Origin of the sequence: Acidovorax sp. M2(2025), assembly GCF_049330835.1 — a bacterium.
Taxonomy (GTDB): domain Bacteria; phylum Pseudomonadota; class Gammaproteobacteria; order Burkholderiales; family Burkholderiaceae_C; genus Acidovorax.
Genome location: NZ_CP186262.1, coordinates 3,752,393 through 3,771,047, shown reverse-complemented (window position 1 = coordinate 3,771,047; position 18,655 = coordinate 3,752,393). Strand labels below are relative to the sequence as shown.

Sequence of the window (18,655 nt, the reverse complement as noted above, 5' to 3'; positions counted from 1 at the left end):
TCAGGCCGCGGGGGCTGGCGGCTGGGCCGCGTCGGCAGCGTCGCTGCCGGGGGCGTCAAAGCAGTCGCGGAACGTGAACACCACCGAGGTGAAGAACATGGCCGCCAGCATCATGGCCGCGCCCACCATGATGCCCCCTGCGGCCGTGTTGGCCAGGCCGGCGAGTGCCAAAAGGGTGGCGACGGTGGCCACCACCAGCCCGCCCAGCAGGAACACGCCCATCCAGCCCAGGCCGTAGACCAGAAACGCCCCGAAATTCCGTGCGCAGGCCACGATGCTGAAGAACAGCGCCTTCACTGGCGGCACCCCATGCCAGTGCACGAGCCCGGGGGCATGCCAGAACAGCAGCGACAACGGGAGGTACAGCACCATGGAAAGCCACATGGCGCGCTGGAAGGCCGGGTCTTCGGCGATCTCCTGCGTCATCTTGGCGCCGCCCAGATAGACGCTGGCGAACTGTCCGCCGTCCAGCAGGGCGGACAGCCCCATCACGCCCAGGAAGCACGCCGCGTACAGCGCCCCCAGCACCATCATGTCGCGCAGGCGCTGCTGGCCGGTGCGAAACGCCACCAGCAGCAATGCCGGCGTGGGAAAGCGCCCCTGCGATGCCTGGGCCGCGGCCACCATCATCACCAGCGTGGAGGTGGGCAGCAGCATCAGCGCAACGGCCGGGCCGATCAGCGGGATCAGTGTGGCCAGCGACATGATCGCCATGGTCATGAAGAACAGCGCCGCCAGCGCCATGGGCTGCCGCCAGAACGTCCGGATGCCAAGCGTGACCCAGTCCAGGCCCGTGCGGGCGGAGACGATGCGGAGTTTCATTGCGTTAGGGCAGAAGAGAAGGGGGCGACGGCAGCCTGTGCCAGGAATTTACTCCAGCCGCCCAAACCGCAGCGCCGGGCAGGGGATCGCGGCAGGCCGTCCGGCCGCGGGCGGCACTGCCGTTGCCGTTCAGGCATGCACCGGCTGCGCGATGCGGCTGCGCAGCACGCGTTCGAAGTGTGTGGGGTCGTGGGGCTTGAGCATCGAGGCCTCGCGGGGCAGGTAGAAATCCCACAGGCGCGAAATCCAGAAGCGCAGGGCCCCGGCGCGCAGCATGGCCGGCAGCAGCTCACGCTCCGGCGCGGTGAGCGGGCGCACGGCCTGATAGGCGTCCAGCATGCGCGAGGCACGCTCGGCATCGTGTGCGCCGGTGGACAGGTCGATGCACCAGTCGTTCAGGCACACGGCCAGGTCGAACAGCCAGGTGTCCACGCCCGCGAAGTAGAAGTCGAAGAACCCGGTCAGCTCCTCGCCCTCGAACATCACGTTGTCGCGGAACAGGTCGGCGTGCACCGGGCCCCGGGGCAGGGCTGCGTAGGCGGCGCCGGCGGCCACGTGGTTCTGGTACGCCAGTTCCGAGCGCAGCAGCGCCGAGGCGGCTTCGCCGATGTGCGGCAGCACCACGGGCACGGTTTCGTTCCACCACGGCAGGCCGCGCAGGTTGGGCTGCTGGCGGTCAAAGCTGCGGCCCGCCAGGTGCATGCGCGCCAGCATGCCGCCCACGGCGGCGCAGTGCGCGCCCTGCGGAGCGAGCTGGCTTTTGCCGCGCAGCTTGTTCACCACGGCGGCGGGCTTGCCGCCCACGGTGTGCAGGATGTCGCCGTTCTTGTCGGCGCGCGGGTCGGGCACGGGAATGCCGCCGTGCGCCAGGTGCTTCATCAGGAACAAGTAGAAGGGCAGCTGCTCGGCGGTGAGGCGCTCGAACAGCGTGAGCACGAACTCGCCCTGGTCGCTGGTGAGGAAGTAGTTGGTGTTCTCGATGCCCCCTTCGATGCCGCGCAGCGCCACCAGCTCGCCCAGTTGCAAACGGCGCAGCAGTTCGCGCGCCTCATCATTGGAGACTTCGGTAAAGACGGCCATCGCTCAGGACAGGGGGAGAAAAACGACTGGTGAAAGCACAAGCGTGCGGAAGGCAGGGCGGTGCCCCGCGCGGGGTACCCGGGGCCGGGGCCCGCGGGAGCGCCCGGGTTCAGAACTTCATGACGTTCCAGACGCGCGGGGCGGTTGTGGTTTCGGCGCCGTTGTGGCTGCCGGCGCGGCTGCGGGCGCCGTCGGGGGATTGCACCATGTAGCCGGGCAGGTTGCCGGTCTTGGGTTGCACCGAAATGCTCTGGGTCTGCCCGCCCACGCGCAGCTCGTCCACGCGGCTGCCGGCATCCTCAACGTGGATGCGCTCCGTGCGCTGGTTGGCACGGCCCGTCAGTTGCTCTGGATTTGAGAGCGCCTCGCGCTGATCTGGCGCGCCTTGGGGGGCATTTTGGGTAGGATTTTGGGCCAGGGCGGTGCCGCAGGCCACGCCCAGCAGCAAAAATAGGTGAACAGCGCGCATGCTTGCATTGTAGAGGGCGCATCCGCGCGCGCCGCCAGCGCCCGGCAGCCGTGCACAATCCGTGCATGAACGACGAATCCCTGCCCCCCAACGCCGCCCCCGTCTCCGTGGGGGAACCGCCCTCCGCGCCGCCGCAGCCGGGCGGCAAAAAGACCCTGGTGCTGGTGGATGGATCCAGCTACCTGTACCGCGCCTTCCATGCCATGCCCGACCTGCGGGCGGTGCCGGGCGACCGCACCAGCCCGGCCACCGGCGCCATCCGGGGCATGATCAACATGATGCAGGCCCTGCGCAAGGAAGTGCGGGCGGACTACGCCGCCTGCGTGTTCGACGCCTCGGGCCCCACCTTCCGCGACGCGCTGTACCCCGAGTACAAGGCCCAGCGCGCGCCCATGCCCGACGACCTGCGCACGCAGATCGACCCCATCCACGAGGTGGTGCGCCTGCTGGGCTGGACGGTGCTGGCCATCCCCGGGGTGGAAGCCGACGACGTCATCGGCACGCTGGCCGTCACCGCCGCGGCCCAGGGCATCGAGGTGGTGGTCTCCAGCGGCGACAAGGACCTGAGCCAGCTGGTCAACGAGCACATCACCATCATCGACACCATGAGCGGCAAGAAGCGCGACATTGCCGGCGTGACGTCCGAGTTTGGCGTGCCCCCGCACCTGATGGTGGACTACCAGACCCTGGTGGGCGACGCCGTGGACAACGTGCCCGGCGTGCCCAAGGTGGGCCCCAAGACGGCCGCCAAGTGGCTGCAGGAATACGGATCGCTGGACGCCCTGCTGGCCCGCGCGGGCGAGATCAAGGGCGTGGCCGGCGAGAACCTGCGCAACGCGCTGGGCTGGCTGCCCACCGGGCGGCAGCTGGTCACCATCAAGACCGACTGCGACCTGGCCGAGCACGTGCTGGGCCTGCCCGCGCTGGACTCCGTGGCCCTGGGCGAACCCCAGACCGAGCCGCTGCGCGCCTTCTACGAGAAATATGGCTTCAAGGGCCTCGCCCGCGCGCTGGGCGGGGGTGATGCGGCCGCAGCCGGCGCGGCGCCGCCGGTGGCCATGCCCGGCCAGAGCGGCGATCTGTTTGCCGACCATTCCGCCAGCAACGTGGCCGAACAGGCCCAGCACCGCACGGTGGTGTACGACACCATCCTCAACTGGACCGACTTCGACCAGTGGCTGGAGCGCCTGCAAAAGGCCCCGCTGGTGGCGCTGGACACCGAGACCGATTCGCTGGACGAGATGCGCGCGCAGATCGTGGGCGTCTCTTTCAGCGTGCAGCCTGGCGAGGCCGCCTACGTCCCGCTGGCGCATGTGGGCCCCGATGCACCCGCGCAGCTGCCGCGCGACGAGGTGCTCGCGCGCCTCAAGCCCTGGCTGCAGGAGGCCCGGCACGCCAAGCTGGGCCAGCACATCAAGTACGACCGCCACGTGTTTGCCAACCACGGCATCGAGGTGCAGGGCTACGTGCACGACACCATGCTGCAAAGCTACGTGCTCGAAGTGCACAAGCCCCATGGCCTGGCCAGCCTGGCCGAGCGCCACACCGGCCGCAAAGGCATCAGCTACGAAGACCTGTGCGGCAAGGGCGCGCACCAGATCCCCTTTGCCCAGGTGCCCGTGGACAAGGCCGCCGCCTACTCGTGCGAAGACTCCGACCAGACGCTGGACGTGCACCAGGCCCTGTGGCCGCTGCTGGAGGCCGACGAGAAACTGCGCTTCATCTACGAACTGGAGATCGCCAGCAGCGAGGCGCTGTACCGCATCGAACGCAACGGCGTGCTCATCGACGCCGCCACGCTGGCCGCCCAGAGTCACGAGCTGGGCCAGCGCATCCTGCAGCTGGAAACCGAGGCCTACGAAATCGCCGGCCAGCCCTTCAACCTGAGCAGCCCCAAGCAGTTGGGCGAAATCTTCTTCGACAAGCTGGGCATGCCCGTGGTGAAGAAAACCGCCACCGGCGCGCGCAGCACCGACGAAGAAGTGCTGGAAAAACTGGCCGAGGACTACCCCCTGCCCGCCAAGCTGCTGGAGCACCGGTCCTTGAGCAAACTCAAGGGCACCTACACCGACAAGCTCGCGCAATTGGCCCTGCCGCGCACCGGCCGCGTGCACACCCACTATGCGCAGGCCGTGGCCGTCACCGGGCGCCTGTCCAGCAACGACCCCAACCTGCAGAACATCCCCATCCGCACCCCTGAAGGCCGCCGCGTGCGCGAGGCCTTCATCGCGCCGCCCGGCCGCGTCATCGCCAGCGCCGACTACTCGCAGATCGAGCTGCGCATCATGGCCCACCTGAGCGGCGACCACTCGCTGCTGCACGCCTTCCACGCCGGCCTGGACGTGCACCGCGCCACCGCCGCCGAAGTGTTTGGCGTGGAGGTCGACCAGGTGACGAGCGAGCAGCGCCGCTATGCCAAGGTCATCAACTTCGGCCTCATCTACGGCATGAGCAGCTTCGGCCTGGCCAAGAACCTGGGCATTGAAACGAAGGCCGCCGCCGCCTACATCGACCGCTACTTCCAGCGCTACCCCGGCGTGAAGCAGTACATGGACGACACCAAGGCATCCGCCAAGTCCATGGGCTACGTCGAGACCGTGTTCGGCCGCCGCCTGTACCTGCCCGAGATCAACTCTCCCAACGGCCCCCGCCGCGCCGGTGCCGAACGCGCCGCCATCAACGCGCCCATGCAGGGCACCGCCGCCGACCTCATCAAGATGGCCATGGTGGCCGTGCAGAAGGAGCTGGACGCGCACAAGCCCGACATCAAGATGGTGCTGCAGGTGCACGATGAACTGGTGTTCGAGCTGCCCGAGGGCGAGGTGGACTGGCTCAAGACCCACATCCCGCGGCTGATGGCGGAGGTGGCGGCGCTGAAGGTGCCGCTATTGGCCGAGGTGGGGGTGGGGCCGAACTGGGACAAGGCGCATTGAGGCTGCAATAGCAGCAAGCGGAAACGGCCCTCAACGCGAGTGTTTTTAGCCCGAGATGCTTGTCTTTCAAGCGCTGGCAGCTATCCCATCAATGGGGTTGGCCTGCGTTGCAGTTCCTATTCTTGTCTGAGCAAGCTGTGTCGGCGGCCTGGGCCTGCCTCGCTATGCGCAAAGGTCCGCCCTGAATTCTCCAAGCGTGGACTTTGGCCCAGGGGCCCGGTACTTGGCCGGAGACAAGCCTGCCTGCAGGGCATTCGCTCCAACCCAGCGGCGAATCAGGTCCGTCGCTAGACTCATTCGGTCACCGCCAGCGATCCCGCTTGCTTTCACCAACAATTTGCTTGGAGCCCGCATGTCTGATCTGACCCCCTACACCCCCCCCGCCATCTGGCAATGGAACAAAGAAAACGGCGGCCGGTTCGCCAGCATCAACCGGCCCATTGCCGGGGCCACGCATGACAAGGAACTGCCCGTGGGCCGACACCCGCTGCAGCTGTATTCGCTGGGAACGCCCAACGGCGTGAAGGTGACGGTGATGCTGGAGGAACTGCTGGCGCTGGGCCACAGCGGGGCGGAGTACGACGCGTGGCTGATCCGCATCAACGAGGGCGAGCAGTTCGGCAGCGGGTTTGTGGCGGTGAACCCCAACTCCAAGATTCCCGCGCTGCTGGACCGCACGGACCCGGCGCACCCGGTGCGGGTGTTTGAGTCCGGCGCCATCCTGATGTACCTGGCCGAGAAGTTTGGCGGGGCCTTCTTGCCCCAGGACGGCGCGGCGCGGGCCGAGTGCCTGTCGTGGCTGTTCTGGCAGATGGGCAGTGCGCCGTTCGTGGGCGGCGGGTTTGGGCATTTCTATGCGTATGCGCCGGTCAAGATCGAGTACGCGATTGACCGCTACGCCATGGAGGCCAAGCGCCAGCTCGATGTGCTGAACCGGCGCCTGGCCGAGCACGAGTACGTGGCGGGCAGCGAGTACACGGTGGCGGACATTGCCATCTGGCCCTGGTATGGCTTGCTGGTGAAGGGCCAGGCGTATGACGCGGGCGAGTTCCTGCAGGTGCAGGAATACACCCACGTGCTGCGGTGGGCCGAGCAGGTGGCCCAGCGCCCCGCGGTGCAGCGCGGGCGCAAGGTGAACCGTGTGACGGGCGACCCGGCCAACCAGCTGCGCGAGCGGCACGACGCCAGCGACTTTGACACCAAGACGCAGGACAAGATCGAAGCGGCAGCAGCGGCTTCCTCTGCGCCCGCACCGTGAGCCTTTTGAAGGAGGCCGCCATGATCACCCTCTACGACTGTGCCACTGCGCCCAGCCCGCGCCGCGCGCGCATCCTGCTCGCTGAAAAAGGCGTGGCCCATGACACCGTGCAGGTGGACCTGAAGAGCGGCGAGCAGCTGGGCGAGGCCTACCGCCGCATCAACCCGCAATGCACCGTGCCTGCGCTGCGCACCGAAGAAGGCCTGCTGCTGGCGGACAACGCGGCGATCACGGCGTATGTGGAGGCGCGCTACCCGGAGCCGCCGCTGCTGGGCGCGACACCGGCCGAGAAGGCCGAGATCGCCAGCTGGAACTGGCGCGTGGAGTTCGAGGGCCTGCTGGCCATTGCCGAGGCGCTGCGCAACAGCTCGCCCGCCATGGCCAACCGGGCGCTGCCCGGCGCGGTGGACTACCCGCAGATTCCGGCCCTGGCCGAGCGGGGGCTGGCGCGGGTGGCGAATTTCTTCGCATTGCTCAACGAGCGCCTGGCGGACCGCGACTACATCGCCGCCGGCCGCTTCAGCGTGGCCGACATCACGGCGGTGGTGGCCGTGGACTTTGCGCGCGTGGTCAAGCAAAAGCCGGGCGATCAGCATCCGCACCTGCTGCGCTGGCGTGCGGCCATGGCGCAGCGGCCGTCCATGGCGCTGTAGCCGGCGGCTGGCCGCATTGGGGGATTCAAGGATTGCCGGCCCGGCGCGTTCCTTGCATCGTGGCCCCATGCGCCTGCGCCATATCGAAGTATTCAACGCCGTCATGCTCACCGGCAGCGTGAGCGCGGCGGCCCGCCTCATCAACGTCACGCAGCCTGCGGTCAGCCGCATCCTGGCCCATGCGGAGCTGCAGCTCGGGTTCCCGCTGTTCCACCGGCTCAAGGGCAAGCTCGTGCCCACCAGCGAGGCGCAGACCCTGTACCCGCACATCGAGCGCCTGTTCAACCAGCTGGACGACGTGCAGCGCCTGGCCAATAGCCTCAAGGGCGACCAGCGCGAGGGGGAGCTGCACATCCTGAGCGTGCTGGCGCTCAGCTATGAGGTGCTGCCGCGCGCGCTGCGGTTCTTTCGCCAGAAGCACCCGGATGTGAAAGTCACCATCGATGCGCTGCACTCGCCGCAGATCGTGTCGGCTCTGGTGCTGCAAGAGGCCGACGTGGGCTTTGTCTTCAGCGCGGTGGCGCACCCGGCGCTTGCGCAAGAGCACCTGGCCGACGGCCGCATGGTGTGCGTGGCGCCCAAGGGCATGCTCGATGCCGCCCTGGTCGCCTCCGGCGTGGTGCACCTGGCGGACCTGTCGGGCATCCCGGTGGTGCGGCTGGATGTGCGCGACCCGATCGGCACCCTTGTCAGCCATGCCTGCCGCGAGGCCGGGGTGGGGCTGCAGACCGCGATTACCGTGCAGACCTACCACGCCGCGCTGGCCCTGGCGCACCATGGCCATGCCGTCGCGGTGGTGGATTTGTGCACGGCGGCTTCCGCCGACGACCGCAAGGTGGACGTGCTGGCGCTGGCGCCCCACATTGCCGTGCCGATCAAGTCGCTGCGCACGGTCAACCGCCCCAGCTCGCTGCTGGCCAGCGCCATGACCCAGTGCATGCGCCGGGCGGTGGCCGAAACGCTGGAATCCGTGGGCCTGCGGGAGACGTAGATTCCGGCGGAGGCTATCCGCCTGCGCCGGCGACCGCCGGGCCTGCCGCAGGCGCCAGCAGTTCGGCCACCTGCGCCGCCGTGCCAAAGGCCAGCGTAAAGCCCAGCGCGCCGTGGCCCGTGTTCAGCAGCAGGTTGTGCGGCGCCTGGGGGTGCCGCCCCGCCAGGGGCACGCCGGTGGGTGTGGCGGGCCGCAGGCCGGTCCAGGGGTGCAGGTCGCGGGAGTCGCTGCAGCCGGGGAACAGGGCAGCGGCGGCTTCGCGCAAGCTTTGGATGCGGCCGGGCGGGATGCGGTCGTCGTGCCCCACCAGCTCGGCCATGCCGGCCACACGCAGGCGGTGGCCGATGCGGGCGAACACCACCTTGCGCGCCGCGTCGGTCACGTTGACGCGGGGTGCCGCACCCGGGGCGTGCGCGGTGCCCAGCGTGATGCTGTAGCCCTTGAGCGGGTAGACGGGCAGGCGCATGCCCAGCCCCTGCGCCACCCGGTGGCTGGCGCTGCCCAGGGCCAGCACGAACTGCTGCGCCTCGACGGTGCCGCCGTCCGTCCGGACGGCGGCGATGCGCCCGGCAGCGTGCACGAAGCCCTGCACCCGCGCCCCCAGCACAAAGCGCACGCCGCGCGCGCTCAGCACCCGGTGCAGGCCGCGGCAGACCGCCAGGCAGTCGGCCGCGCATTCGCTGGGGGTGTAGATGGCGCCGGCGATGTGGCGCTGGTAGTGCGCCAGCGTGGGTTCGATCTCCACGCACTGCCGTGCCGACACGGCCTCCTGCGGGCTGCCCCAGGGGCGCTGCAGCTCCATCTGGCGGCGGGCCGCCGTCAGGCCCGCGGGGCTGTCGTACAGCACCAGCTTGCCGGTGCGCGAGAAGTCGCAGTCCAGCTGTTCGGCCTGCAGCATCGCTTCAAAGCCCTGGCGGCTGAGGGCGGCCAGGGCCAGCAGGTGCTGCGTGCTGCGCGCGGAGGTGCTGCGGTTGCAGGCGCGCAAAAATTCCACGCACCAGCGCCATTGCTCGCGGTCCCATTGCGGGCGCAGCTTGAGGGGCGAGCGCGGCGACAGCAGCAGCTGGGGCAGCTGGCGCCAGATGCCGGCATCGGCCAGGGGCTGGACGTAGCTGTAGCTCAGTTGCGCGCCGTTGCCGCCGCTGGCTCCGGAACCGGGCTGGTCCTGGTCGATCACGGTCACCTGCAGCCCGCGCTGGTGGAGTTCATACGCGGTGGCCAGGCCCACGATGCCCGCGCCGAGGACACATACGTGCATCTTGCGTGTTCCGGGAACGTGCACACGTTCTCAGGGGTGGTTGATGGAAAAGCCAATGTAGGCGCGCAGCGGCGCGCTGACCAATGCCAATGCCATGCGGGCCCATGCCGGGAAGTTATGTGGCGCACCCGGGCGGGCACGGGCCTGCAGGAGGCACTGGAGTGGTGCGGCGGCGCGCACCACGGGGCGGCATAACTTTTGATCATGGCCCACCTGCGCAAAGGAATTGTTCAACCGCGCCGCGGCTTCTTACAGTGCAGCTGCGTTCCGCTTTTTGTCCATCCACCTGTCTGGCTTTTTCTTTTGATGCAAAGGGATTCCATGAAGCTCTCCGCCGTTACCACCTCTGTGGCCCTTGCGGCCGCCGCCCTGCTGGCCGGCCCGCCGGCCAGTGCCGACACGCTCAAGAAGATTGCCGAGTCGGGCAAGATGACGCTGGCCTACCGGGAATCGTCGGTGCCGTTCAGCTACCTGTCGGGCCCGGGTGCGCCGGTGGGCTTTGCGGTGGACATCTCCAACGCCGTGGCCGAGGCCGTGAAGAAGCAGGTGAACAACCCGGCGCTCAAGGTGGAGCTGCAGGCCGTCACGTCGCAGAACCGCATTCCGTTGCTGACCAACGGGACCATCGACCTGGAATGCGGGTCCACCACCAACAACACGGTGCGGGGCAAGGATGTGCAGTTCGCGGTCAACTATTTCTACACAGGCACGCGCCTGCTGACCAAGAAGACCTCGGGCGTCAGGAACTATGCCGACCTGGCCCGCAAGAAGGTGGCCAGCACCTCGGGCACCACCAACGCGCAGGTGATCCGCAAGTACAGCCGCGACAACAACCTGGACCTGGACATCGTGCTGGGCAAAGACCACGACGACTCCATGCTGCTGGTGGACACCGGGCGGGCCGAGGCGTTCGCCATGGACGACATCCTGCTGTTCGGGCTGATGGGCAACGCGCGCAACCCTGCCGAGTGGACGGTGGTGGGCGATTCGCTGCAGGTGGAGCCCTACGCCTGCATGCTGCGCAAGGACGACCCGCAGTTCCAGGCGCTGGTGAACGGGGTGATCGTCTCGCTGATGAAGTCCGGCGAGTTTGAGAAGCTCTACACCAAGTGGTTCATGTCTCCCGTGCCGCCGCGCGGCCAGAACCTGAACCTGCCCATGAGCAAGGAGCTGCGCGAAAACCTGGTGGCGCAGAGCGACAAGCCCGCCCAATAGCCGGCTGCCGTGCGCATGTCTTCTGCCGTGTTGTCCGCAAGCCCCGCCCACGCTCCGCAGGTGGTGGGAATCCTGGGCGGGATGGGGCCCGCGGCCGGCGCCGATTTTGTGCGGCTGTTCGTGCAGGCCTGCACGGCGCGCATGGAGGCGCTGGGCATTCCGGTACAGGACCAGGCGTACCCGGAGCACTGGCTGGCGCAGGTGCCGATTCCGGACCGCACGGCGGCACTGCACGACCGGCGCCCGGGCGCGCACCAGCCCGAGGATCCCTTGCTGCAGGCCACGGGGCGGCTGGCCGCGCTGGGTGCGCGGGTGGTGGCGATTGCGTGCAACACCGCCCACGCATGGCACGGTGTCCTGCAGCAGCGGTTTCCGCACTTGGTGGTGCTGCATGGCGTGCGGGAGGTGGCGGCCGAGCTGTCTGCGCGCGGGGTGCCGGGCGTGGGCCTGCTGGCCACGCGCGGCGCCTACGACGCCGGGCTGTACCAGGACGCGCTGGCGCGCGCGGGCATTGCGTGCCACCTGCCCGACGAGGCGCAGCGCGAGCAGCTGATGCAGGGCATCTACAGCGGCGTGAAGGCCGGCAACTATGCGCTGGCGCGCGAGCGGTTCGAGGCGGTGTCCCTGGCGCTGCAGCAGCGCCATGGCGTCTCCACGTTGGTCATGGGGTGCACCGAGATTCCGCTGGCCCTGTCAGAGCACCCCGGGCTGCCCGGCATGGCCCTGGTGAACCCTTCGGGGGTGCTTGCGGCCGCCCTGGCCCGGCATGCCTATGGCTGCGCCGGCGAAGCCGCAGCGCCGCCGGGCGGCCATGGGCCTCACTGCCAGGCCGCGGCCACCAGCTGCCGGTAGTGCACCCCCGGGCGGCCCAGCAACTGTTCGAACACCGCAGGGTTGCCCACGTTGTCGCTGCCCAGCATCTGCAGGGTTTCGGTGCACCAGGGCGCGCTGGGCACGGCGTCGCCCAGGCGTGCGCTGAGCTGCGTCAGCGCGTCGGGCAGGCGCAGCAGGCGGGCAGGGCGGCGGCCCTGCTGCTGGCGCAGGCTGGCCACCAGGCCGGCCAGGGTCAGGGCTTCGGGGCCTGCACATTCCACGATGCCCTCGGTCTGCCCGGCATGCCCCAGCAGGGCGGCGACCACCTGGGCCACCTCGTGCACGGCCACGGGCTGCACCCGGGCGGTGAACAGGGGGCCCGGCAGCAGCGCCACCGGCAGCCGCGCCAGGTTCATGAACAGGCTGCTGCTGTCCCCGCCGCGGCCAAACACGATGCTGGGCCGCAGGATGGCGGCACGCAGCCGACCCTGGGCGGCCAGCCCCAGCAGGTGCGCGTCGGCGGCGCGCTTGGTGCGGGCGTAGCGGGTGCCACTGGCCTCGATGCCCAGCGCCGAAATGTGCACGACGCGCTGGACGCCCGCTTCCGCGCACGCATCGAACAAGGCCGCGGGCGCCAGGTGGTGGACGGCATCGATGGGACGGGCAGGCGTGTCGCGCAGCACGCCCACGGCGTTGACCACTGCGTCGATGCCTGCCAGCCGCGGCAGCCACGCGGCGGGAGCGGTGTCGCGGGCGAAATCCATGGGGACGTCCAGCGCCCCCTCGGCGGGGCGCCGACCCGAGACGCCGCCGTGCACCGTGTGCCCCGCGCGGATGAGGGCAGCGGCCACGCTGCGGCCGATGAACCCGGTGGAGCCGGTCAGCAGGATGTGCATTCGCTGTGCTTCAAGAAATCAAGAAAGAAAGGGGAAAGCAGGGAAGACGAGGGAAGCGCCCGCGGCGCGCTCATGGGGGCGCCGCCGCCGCGGATGCCTGGGCAACGGGCCCGGGGTCGAAGGTCTCCATGCGGTTGCGTCCGCCGTACTTGGCGCGGTACAGCGCGGCATCGGCTGCCTGCACCAGTGTGTCAGAGCTGGCGTCGGCGTGCGGCACCACGCTGGCAATGCCCACGCTGAAGGTGATGACGGGCGCGGTGGGCGAGCGCGGGTGGGGCAGGGCGGCGTTGCGCAGGCTGTCCATGCAGCGCTGCGCCACCGTCACGGCCGCGGGCAGCGGCGTGTCGGGCAGCAGCAGCACGAACTCCTCGCCGCCGTAGCGCGCCGTCACCTCGTCCGCACGGCGGATGGTGGCCTGCAGCAGCTGGGCCACGCGCCGCAGGCATTCGTCGCCGGCCAGGTGCCCGTAGTGGTCGTTGTAGAGCTTGAAGTGGTCGATGTCGATCAGCACCACGGCCAGCGGCAGCCGCTGGCGGCCGCAGCGCAGCCATTCCACCGCCAGCCGTTCGTCAAACCGGCGCCGGTTGCCGATGCCGGTGACACCGTCGGTGGTGGACAGCAGGGCCAGCTTGGCGTTGGCGGCGGCCAGCTCCTGCTCCTTGCGCACCAGCTGGGTCACGTCGGTGCGCACGCCGGCAATGCCGCCCTGGGGCGTGCGCCGCTCGTCGGCCTGCACCCAGCGGCCTTCGGGCAGGCGCTGCAGCACCGTGTGCCGGGCGGCCCGGTGGTCGGCCACGCACCGCGCCAGCCAGGCCTCCACCTGGCCGGCGGCGTCGGGGTACTGGCCGCGCTCCGCGCCGTAGCGCGCGATCTGCTCGAAGGTGTTGCCCGGCACGATCATCGGGGCGGAAATGGGGTACAGGCGGCGGTACTGCGCATTGCACACCACCAGCCGGTCTTCGGCATCGAAGAGCGCAAACCCCTCGGGCAGCGATTCCACTGCGTCGCGCAACAGCTGCTGCGCCGCCTGGGCTGCCTCCTGGGCGGCCTCCAGGGCCTGGCGCTGCTCGATCAGGTTGGTGATGTCCAGGCGCACGGCCACCACGTAGTTTTCGGGCGTGCGGGTTTCGTAGACGTTGATCCAGCGGCCGTCGGCCAGCCGCTGCACCAGGTTGGAGGCGCGGCTGCCGTGCTCGGACAGCCGCTCGGCGATCCAGGCTTCCTCGCGCCCCTGGGCGGAGGGAATCTTCTCGGTCTCCACCGAGTGGCGCAGGATGTCGGCAAAGCTCCTGCCCAGGTACTGCGCGTAGTTCATGTGCGGGTACATGCGCGAGAGCTGCTGGTTGAAGAGCACCAGCCGGTCCTGCTCGTCGAAGATCTCGATGCTCACGGGCAGGGCTTCCACGGCGCGCTCCAGCAGCTGCCGCGTGCGCTGGCTTTCCTGGCGGGCGGCTTCCGCCTTGTGCCGCTGCTCGATGAGGTCGGTGATGTCCAGGCTCACGCACACCGTCATGCCCGAGGGCGTGCGGCACTCGTGCCGGTGCACCCAGGCGCCTCCGGGGCAGCGGCGCACCTCGGGCCCCTGGCGGTGGCCGCGCAGGGCCAGTTCGTGCGCCAGCCACAGCTCTTCCTGGCCGCTGGCCTCCTCGGGCACGCCCTGGCGCAGGCCCTCGCGCAGCAGGTCCTCGTAGGTCTTGCCCAGGGAGGTGTGCACCGGCAGCTGCGGGCGCAGCCGCTCCATGTGCTCGTTGCACAGCACCAGCCGGTCCTGCGCGTCATAGATCTCCAGCCCGGCGGGCATCGCGTCCACCGCCTCGCGCAGGCTGCGCTGCGCGTTCTCGGCATCCTGCAGGGCCTGCTGCAGCGCGCGCTCCTTGTGCACGGTGTCGGTGATGTCGGTGCGCAGCACCACCACGCCGCCATCGTCCAGGCGGCGCTCCGACAGCTGCATCCACCGGTCCCCGCACACTTCCTGCACCGCCGGGTCGCTGAAGGTGCGGTGCGAGGCCAGGCGCTGCGCGAGCCAGGGGTCGACATCCTCGGGCCGCAGCCCGGTCAGTTCGCCGGAGGCGGCAATGCGGCGCAGCACCTCTTCAAACCGCAGGCCGTACTCCAGCGGCAGCGTGACGCCCGGCGCCACCGCGCGGTAGCTGGCGTTGCACAGCACCAGGCGGTCGTCGGCGTCGTAGATGGCCAGGCCGTCGGGCAGGATGTCGAGCGTGGCGGCCAGCTGGGCGCGGGCCTGCTGGGCGGCCTGCCGGGCCGCTTGCGCCTCGCCGGCCCATTGCCGGGCACGGCGGGCCAGCCGCCAGTGCAGCCCGGCCACGGCCAGCAGCGCAAGCCCGGCTGCCAGCAGGGCGGGGGCTGCCCGCTCCGCATGCCACCAGGCCGCCGCCAGGCCCAGGGCGCCCAGGCCTGCCGCGCCGCAGGCGGCCGCCACCAGCAGGGCCAGGGGGTCTTCGCGCGGTGGGGCGGGCGGCATCGTGGGGAGGGGGCGGGTTCGCGGAAAGTCTAGCAGCGCTGTTCTGTTTGCGATAGCACGCAAGGCAAGCCCGGCGCCCCCGGGCTGCGGGCTTCCCAGGGCGCCGGCCGTATCGCTGCGGCTTGCTCCGCGTTGCCCTAGACTGCGGGTCCGTCCGTCCCGTTGTCCTTGTCCGTCCCTCTCTTTTCTATTCAGGAGAAACCGATGTTCACTGAAGACCTCGATTCCGATGCCCGGGCCCTGCTGCCGGGCCGCGCCACCGGTGCCGGCACCACGCGCCGCACGGCGCTGCAGGCGGCGCTGGGCCTGGGCTACGCGGCCGCTGCCGCACCCGTCATGGCCCAGACGGCCATTGCCACGCCCAGCGACGGCCTGACCACCGGGGAAGTGGCCTTCACGGTCAATGGCTTCAAGGTGCCGGCCTACCGCGCCGCGCCGGCGGGCAAGACCGGGCTGCCGGTGGTGCTGGTGGTGCAGGAGATCTTCGGCGTGCACGAGTACATCGCCGACACCTGCCGCCGCTTTGCCAAGGCCGGCTACCTGGCCATTGCGCCGCAGCTGTATGCGCGGCAGGGCGATCCGTCGCAGTACACCGAGATCGCCAAGCTCATGGCCGAGGTGGTGGCCAAGGTGCCCGATGCGCAGGTGATGGCCGACCTGGACGGAGCCGTGCAGTGGGCCGCGGCCAACGGCGGCGACGCCGCGCGCGTGGGCATCACCGGCTTTTGCTGGGGCGGGCGCATCACCTGGCTCTACGCGGCCCATGGGCCCGTCAAGGCCGGCGTGGCCTGGTACGGCCGCCTGGTGGGCCAGGCCAGCGACCTCACGCCCAAGCACCCGGTGGACCTGGCCCCGGTGCTCAAGGCGCCCGTGCTGGGGCTGTATGGCGAAAAAGATACCGGCATCCCCCTTGACACGATTGATAAGATGAAAACCGCCCTGGCCGCCGGCTCGCCGCAGGCCAAGGCATCGGAATTTGTGGTGTACCCCGATGCGCCCCATGCCTTCCACGCCGACTACCGCGCCAGCTACCGCAAGGAAGCGGCCGAGGACGGCTGGAAGCGGGCCCTGGCCTGGTTCAAGGCCCACGGGGTGGTGTGAGGCCTGGGCCCACACCGCGATTCCGCCCGCAGCCGCCCCCCGCCGGGGGCGGCTTTTTTCATGCCGCGGGAGCTGCTGTTTGGTATAAAAACGGCCTCTCGGGCTTATCTGGCAAGCGCAAGAAGCTATGAATTTGGTAGCAATCATATTGGCCACTCTGGCCGCGGGCATCGGCAGCGTGTGGGTGGCGGCCCTGCTGATGCGGGCCGGGCTGGGCGGGCGTGCCGAGGGGGTGGGGCCGCAGCACCTGCTCAGCCTGGCGGCGGGCGCCCTGCTGGCCACGGCGTTCATGCACCTGCTGCCAGAGGCGTTTGAAAGCCAGGCGGGTGCGCACGACCTGTTTGCCACCCTGCTGGTCGGCGTGGTGTTCTTCTTCCTGCTGGACAAGGCCGAGCTGTGGCACCACGGGCACGAGCACAGCCATCCCGAGGCGGCGCATGCCGGCCACGCGCAGGCACATGGCGACCTCCACCATCATCACCACCACCACCACGAACCCCGTGCCGGAGGCTGGGCCGTGCTGACCGGCGACAGCGTGCATTGCTTTGGCGACGGCATCCTGATCGCATCGGCCTTCATGGCGGACATGCGGCTGGGCGTGATCGCGGCGCTGTCGGTGCTGGCCCACGAGGTGCCTCACCACATGGGCGACCTGGTCGTGCTGCGCCAGACCAGCCCCAACCGGCGCATGGCGCTGGTCAAGGTGTCGCTGGCCGGCGCCGTGACGGCCCTGGGGGGCGTGGTGGGCTATTTCCTGGTGGGGCAGCTGCACGACTTCCTGCCGTACTTCCTGGCGGTGGCCTCCAGTAGCTTTGTGTATGTGGCGCTGGCGGACCTCATTCCCCAGCTGCAAAAGCGCCTGACCGCGCGCGAAACCATTGCGCAGATCGCCTGGCTGATCGCGGGCATGGTGGTCGTGACGCTGGTGAGCGGGGCGGCGCACAGCCATTGAGGCTGCCCCCACGGCGCCCGCGCCGGTCAGCGCGAACGCCGCCGCGCACGCAGGCCCATGGCACCCAGCAGTGCGCTCAGCAACGCCAAGCCCCAGTGGTCCAGCGCAGGCACCGGTGTGGCTGCGCCACCATTGCCAGGGCCACCATTGCCGGGGCCTGTGGGCACTGCAAAGCACTGCGAGAACTCGGACGTTTCCAGGGAATCTTCGGCGTCATTGAAATCGCGTGTGGCCGTCATCGTCAGGTGGCTGCCTGCTGGCACGGCTGGTAGCAGGACATCGCCCGTGTACATGACCCCTCCGGTCACGATGTCTGCGCTGCCAAGGAAGGTCTGCCCCTCGCCGTAGGAAGAAGGGTCGCAGGCTGCATTGGAAAAAACTTCGATCCGGTAGTGCCCATTGGGGGCGCCGGAAAACCCGTAGCTCACCAACGTACCGGCAGCGCTGCTGGTGGCCCCGGTGATGACCGGGTAGCGCTGGCCGCCATTGACGGTGGGTGGGGCAGCATCCCCGGGTTGGGTGCCCTGGCCGGTAGCGGTGTCGATCAGTTCAATGCCCAGGCCGCCATTGCCATGGATGCTATTGCCCAGGATGCCGTGGTAGCGCGGCTGCGTCCCCGTGGTGGTGCTGCGTTCAATGCGCACGCCGTTGCCGCCCCAGTTGGCGATGGTGTTGCCCTCGCCGATGCTGGTTCCGCCGATCTGGTTGTTCCTCAGCATGTTCGTGTCGATGCTGTGGATGTGGATGCCGTGACTGGACGTGGCATCTGCGATGGAAATGCCCGTAGTGCCCACGCCAATCAGGTTGCCTTGCATGACCAGGCCGACGCCACCGCCATGGATGGATATGCCTGTTTCTATGGCGCCGACGACGTTGCTGGAGATGACGGTATAGGGACCCGCGATCTCCACGCCGACCAGAGTATTGCGGCGGCTGCTGCCACTGCGATTGGTGCCGATGTAGTTGTTGCGGATCTGGGTGTTGTATACGCCGTCGACGCTGATGCCTGCGCCGCTGCTGCTCGCAACGATCAGATTGCGATCTGCCGGAGTCAAGCCGCCCACCACGTTGTCGTGAGCGTAGTCCCGAATGTGTATGCCGCTCATTCCGTTTACCAACAACCCGCTGGTGTCGTCGCCCGTGCCTGACCCGTCCGTGCCGATGAAGTTGCCTGCGATGGTTACATTCTTGGGGCTATCGCCTGCGGGGCCTGGATGCCCTAAAAGAAACACACCGTGTGCGTTGAACCCTGTGATGGCGACGCCACGCAGCGCCGAGTTGGACGAGCCTGGATAGAAAGCAAGCCCGCTGGCACCCACGCCGATATTTTTCCCATCGATGCGGACGTTGATGACAGCGTTGTTGCCCACTGCGGCGGTGTTGACGCTGGAGCCTGGCTGGGTATAGCCGTCGATGGTGATGGGCGTGCGGACCGCAGGGAGCGGAGCGGTAGGCGCAATGAGGGCCGCAACACCTGGGCCGCCTGTGGCAATGGCGAAGTGAATGGTGTGAGCACCTCCCAGCGCATTGGCCTCCTGGATGGCTGCGCGCAGCGAGCATGCGGCACCGCTGTGGGCGCACAGGCCGTCGCCGGGCACAAGGTCCGGGGCGTCTCCCGCGTCGGTAACGGCCAAGGTGGCGGTCCATGAGGTGCCAGACAGTAGCAGCCCGGCCAGCGCCAGGGCGCCGGGGCGCAGCCGTGCGTGAAGGAAATGCGGGACGTGCCTCATGG

General features: G+C 69.2%; 15 protein-coding genes. 8 read left to right on the top strand and 7 right to left on the bottom strand.

The window, feature by feature from the left end:
* The 3 genes from ACOYR3_RS17370 to ACOYR3_RS17360 all read right to left on the bottom strand — a co-directional run bounded on the left by ACOYR3_RS17370 (position 1) and on the right by ACOYR3_RS17360 (position 2,371).
* Complete coding sequence (locus tag ACOYR3_RS17370) at positions 1-822, bottom strand: BPSS1780 family membrane protein (RefSeq protein ID WP_422843568.1); 822 nt, start codon at positions 820-822, stop codon at positions 1-3.
* Between the two features lie 129 nt (positions 823-951).
* Complete coding sequence (locus ACOYR3_RS17365) at positions 952-1,902, bottom strand: homoserine kinase (RefSeq protein ID WP_422843567.1); 951 nt, start codon at positions 1,900-1,902, stop codon at positions 952-954.
* Positions 1,903-2,011: 109 nt separating this feature from the next.
* Positions 2,012-2,371, bottom strand: coding sequence for a hypothetical protein (locus ACOYR3_RS17360; RefSeq protein ID WP_422843566.1), 360 nt, complete (start codon positions 2,369-2,371; stop codon positions 2,012-2,014).
* Positions 2,372-2,436: 65 nt separating this feature from the next.
* Here ACOYR3_RS17360 and polA point away from each other — a divergent pair, with 65 nt between their 5' ends.
* From polA to ACOYR3_RS17340, 4 genes are all read left to right on the top strand, one after another.
* Entirely contained in the window at positions 2,437-5,304 is a 2,868-nt protein-coding gene (gene polA, locus ACOYR3_RS17355) for a DNA polymerase I (protein WP_422843565.1), read from the top strand.
* A 352-nt stretch (positions 5,305-5,656) separates the two neighbouring features.
* Positions 5,657-6,562: a glutathione-dependent disulfide-bond oxidoreductase gene (yghU, locus tag ACOYR3_RS17350; protein WP_422843564.1), complete on the top strand. Its 906-nt coding sequence runs from the start codon at positions 5,657-5,659 to the stop codon at positions 6,560-6,562.
* Between the two features lie 20 nt (positions 6,563-6,582).
* Positions 6,583-7,215, top strand: a complete 633-nt coding sequence (locus tag ACOYR3_RS17345) for a glutathione S-transferase family protein (RefSeq protein WP_422843563.1) — start codon at positions 6,583-6,585, stop codon at positions 7,213-7,215.
* Positions 7,216-7,282: 67 nt separating this feature from the next.
* Positions 7,283-8,206, top strand: a complete 924-nt coding sequence (locus tag ACOYR3_RS17340) for a LysR family transcriptional regulator (protein ID WP_422843562.1) — start codon at positions 7,283-7,285, stop codon at positions 8,204-8,206.
* A gap of 13 nt (positions 8,207-8,219) precedes the next feature.
* Here the strand turns inward: ACOYR3_RS17340 and ACOYR3_RS17335 are convergent, their stop codons facing one another.
* Positions 8,220-9,464, bottom strand: a complete 1,245-nt coding sequence (locus tag ACOYR3_RS17335; protein ID WP_422843561.1) for a D-amino acid dehydrogenase — start codon at positions 9,462-9,464, stop codon at positions 8,220-8,222.
* 321 nt (positions 9,465-9,785) lie between these two features.
* Here ACOYR3_RS17335 and ACOYR3_RS17330 point away from each other — a divergent pair, with 321 nt between their 5' ends.
* Together ACOYR3_RS17330 and ACOYR3_RS17325 are read left to right on the top strand one after the other, a co-directional pair.
* Entirely contained in the window at positions 9,786-10,679 is an 894-nt protein-coding gene (locus tag ACOYR3_RS17330) for an amino acid ABC transporter substrate-binding protein (RefSeq protein WP_422843560.1), read from the top strand.
* A 15-nt stretch (positions 10,680-10,694) separates the two neighbouring features.
* A complete protein-coding gene (locus tag ACOYR3_RS17325; RefSeq protein WP_422843559.1) occupies positions 10,695-11,531 on the top strand; it encodes an aspartate/glutamate racemase family protein in 837 nt (278 codons plus the stop codon).
* Here ACOYR3_RS17325 and ACOYR3_RS17320 read toward each other — a convergent pair.
* Both ACOYR3_RS17320 and ACOYR3_RS17315 read right to left on the bottom strand, forming a co-directional pair.
* Positions 11,498-12,388: an NAD-dependent epimerase/dehydratase family protein gene (locus ACOYR3_RS17320; RefSeq protein WP_422843558.1), complete on the bottom strand. Its 891-nt coding sequence runs from the start codon at positions 12,386-12,388 to the stop codon at positions 11,498-11,500. The genes ACOYR3_RS17325 and ACOYR3_RS17320 overlap by 34 nt on opposite strands.
* A 70-nt stretch (positions 12,389-12,458) precedes the next feature.
* Positions 12,459-14,870 carry a PAS-domain containing protein gene (locus tag ACOYR3_RS17315; RefSeq protein WP_422843557.1) on the bottom strand — a complete coding sequence of 804 codons (2,412 nt, stop codon included), beginning with the start codon at positions 14,868-14,870 and terminating at the stop codon, positions 12,459-12,461.
* 204 nt (positions 14,871-15,074) lie between these two features.
* Here ACOYR3_RS17315 and ACOYR3_RS17310 point away from each other — a divergent pair, with 204 nt between their 5' ends.
* Both ACOYR3_RS17310 and ACOYR3_RS17305 read left to right on the top strand, forming a co-directional pair.
* Positions 15,075-15,971: a dienelactone hydrolase family protein gene (locus ACOYR3_RS17310; RefSeq protein WP_422843556.1), complete on the top strand. Its 897-nt coding sequence runs from the start codon at positions 15,075-15,077 to the stop codon at positions 15,969-15,971.
* 127 nt (positions 15,972-16,098) lie between these two features.
* A complete protein-coding gene (locus tag ACOYR3_RS17305; protein WP_422843555.1) occupies positions 16,099-16,923 on the top strand; it encodes a ZIP family metal transporter in 825 nt (274 codons plus the stop codon).
* A gap of 26 nt (positions 16,924-16,949) precedes the next feature.
* Here the strand turns inward: ACOYR3_RS17305 and ACOYR3_RS17300 are convergent, their stop codons facing one another.
* On the bottom strand, positions 16,950-18,557 hold the full coding sequence (locus tag ACOYR3_RS17300; RefSeq protein WP_422843554.1) for an IPTL-CTERM sorting domain-containing protein: 1,608 nt from the start codon (positions 18,555-18,557) through the stop codon (positions 16,950-16,952).
* Positions 18,558-18,655: the final 98 nt, after the last annotated feature.

Coding starts and splice junctions, on each gene's coding strand:
- ACOYR3_RS17365 (WP_422843567.1), bottom strand. CDS start 1,902: ATGGCCGTCTTTACCGAAGTCTCCAATGATGAGGCGCGCGAACTGCTG.
- ACOYR3_RS17330 (WP_422843560.1), top strand. CDS start 9,786: ATGAAGCTCTCCGCCGTTACCACCTCTGTGGCCCTTGCGGCCGCCGCC.
- ACOYR3_RS17370 (WP_422843568.1), bottom strand. CDS start 822: ATGAAACTCCGCATCGTCTCCGCCCGCACGGGCCTGGACTGGGTCACG.
- ACOYR3_RS17320 (WP_422843558.1), bottom strand. CDS start 12,388: ATGCACATCCTGCTGACCGGCTCCACCGGGTTCATCGGCCGCAGCGTG.
- ACOYR3_RS17345 (WP_422843563.1), top strand. CDS start 6,583: ATGATCACCCTCTACGACTGTGCCACTGCGCCCAGCCCGCGCCGCGCG.
- ACOYR3_RS17305 (WP_422843555.1), top strand. CDS start 16,099: ATGAATTTGGTAGCAATCATATTGGCCACTCTGGCCGCGGGCATCGGC.
- ACOYR3_RS17335 (WP_422843561.1), bottom strand. CDS start 9,464: ATGCACGTATGTGTCCTCGGCGCGGGCATCGTGGGCCTGGCCACCGCG.
- yghU (WP_422843564.1), top strand. CDS start 5,657: ATGTCTGATCTGACCCCCTACACCCCCCCCGCCATCTGGCAATGGAAC.
- ACOYR3_RS17325 (WP_422843559.1), top strand. CDS start 10,695: ATGTCTTCTGCCGTGTTGTCCGCAAGCCCCGCCCACGCTCCGCAGGTG.
- ACOYR3_RS17360 (WP_422843566.1), bottom strand. CDS start 2,371: ATGCGCGCTGTTCACCTATTTTTGCTGCTGGGCGTGGCCTGCGGCACC.
- ACOYR3_RS17315 (WP_422843557.1), bottom strand. CDS start 14,870: ATGCCGCCCGCCCCACCGCGCGAAGACCCCCTGGCCCTGCTGGTGGCG.
- ACOYR3_RS17340 (WP_422843562.1), top strand. CDS start 7,283: ATGCGCCTGCGCCATATCGAAGTATTCAACGCCGTCATGCTCACCGGC.
- ACOYR3_RS17310 (WP_422843556.1), top strand. CDS start 15,075: ATGTTCACTGAAGACCTCGATTCCGATGCCCGGGCCCTGCTGCCGGGC.
- polA (WP_422843565.1), top strand. CDS start 2,437: ATGAACGACGAATCCCTGCCCCCCAACGCCGCCCCCGTCTCCGTGGGG.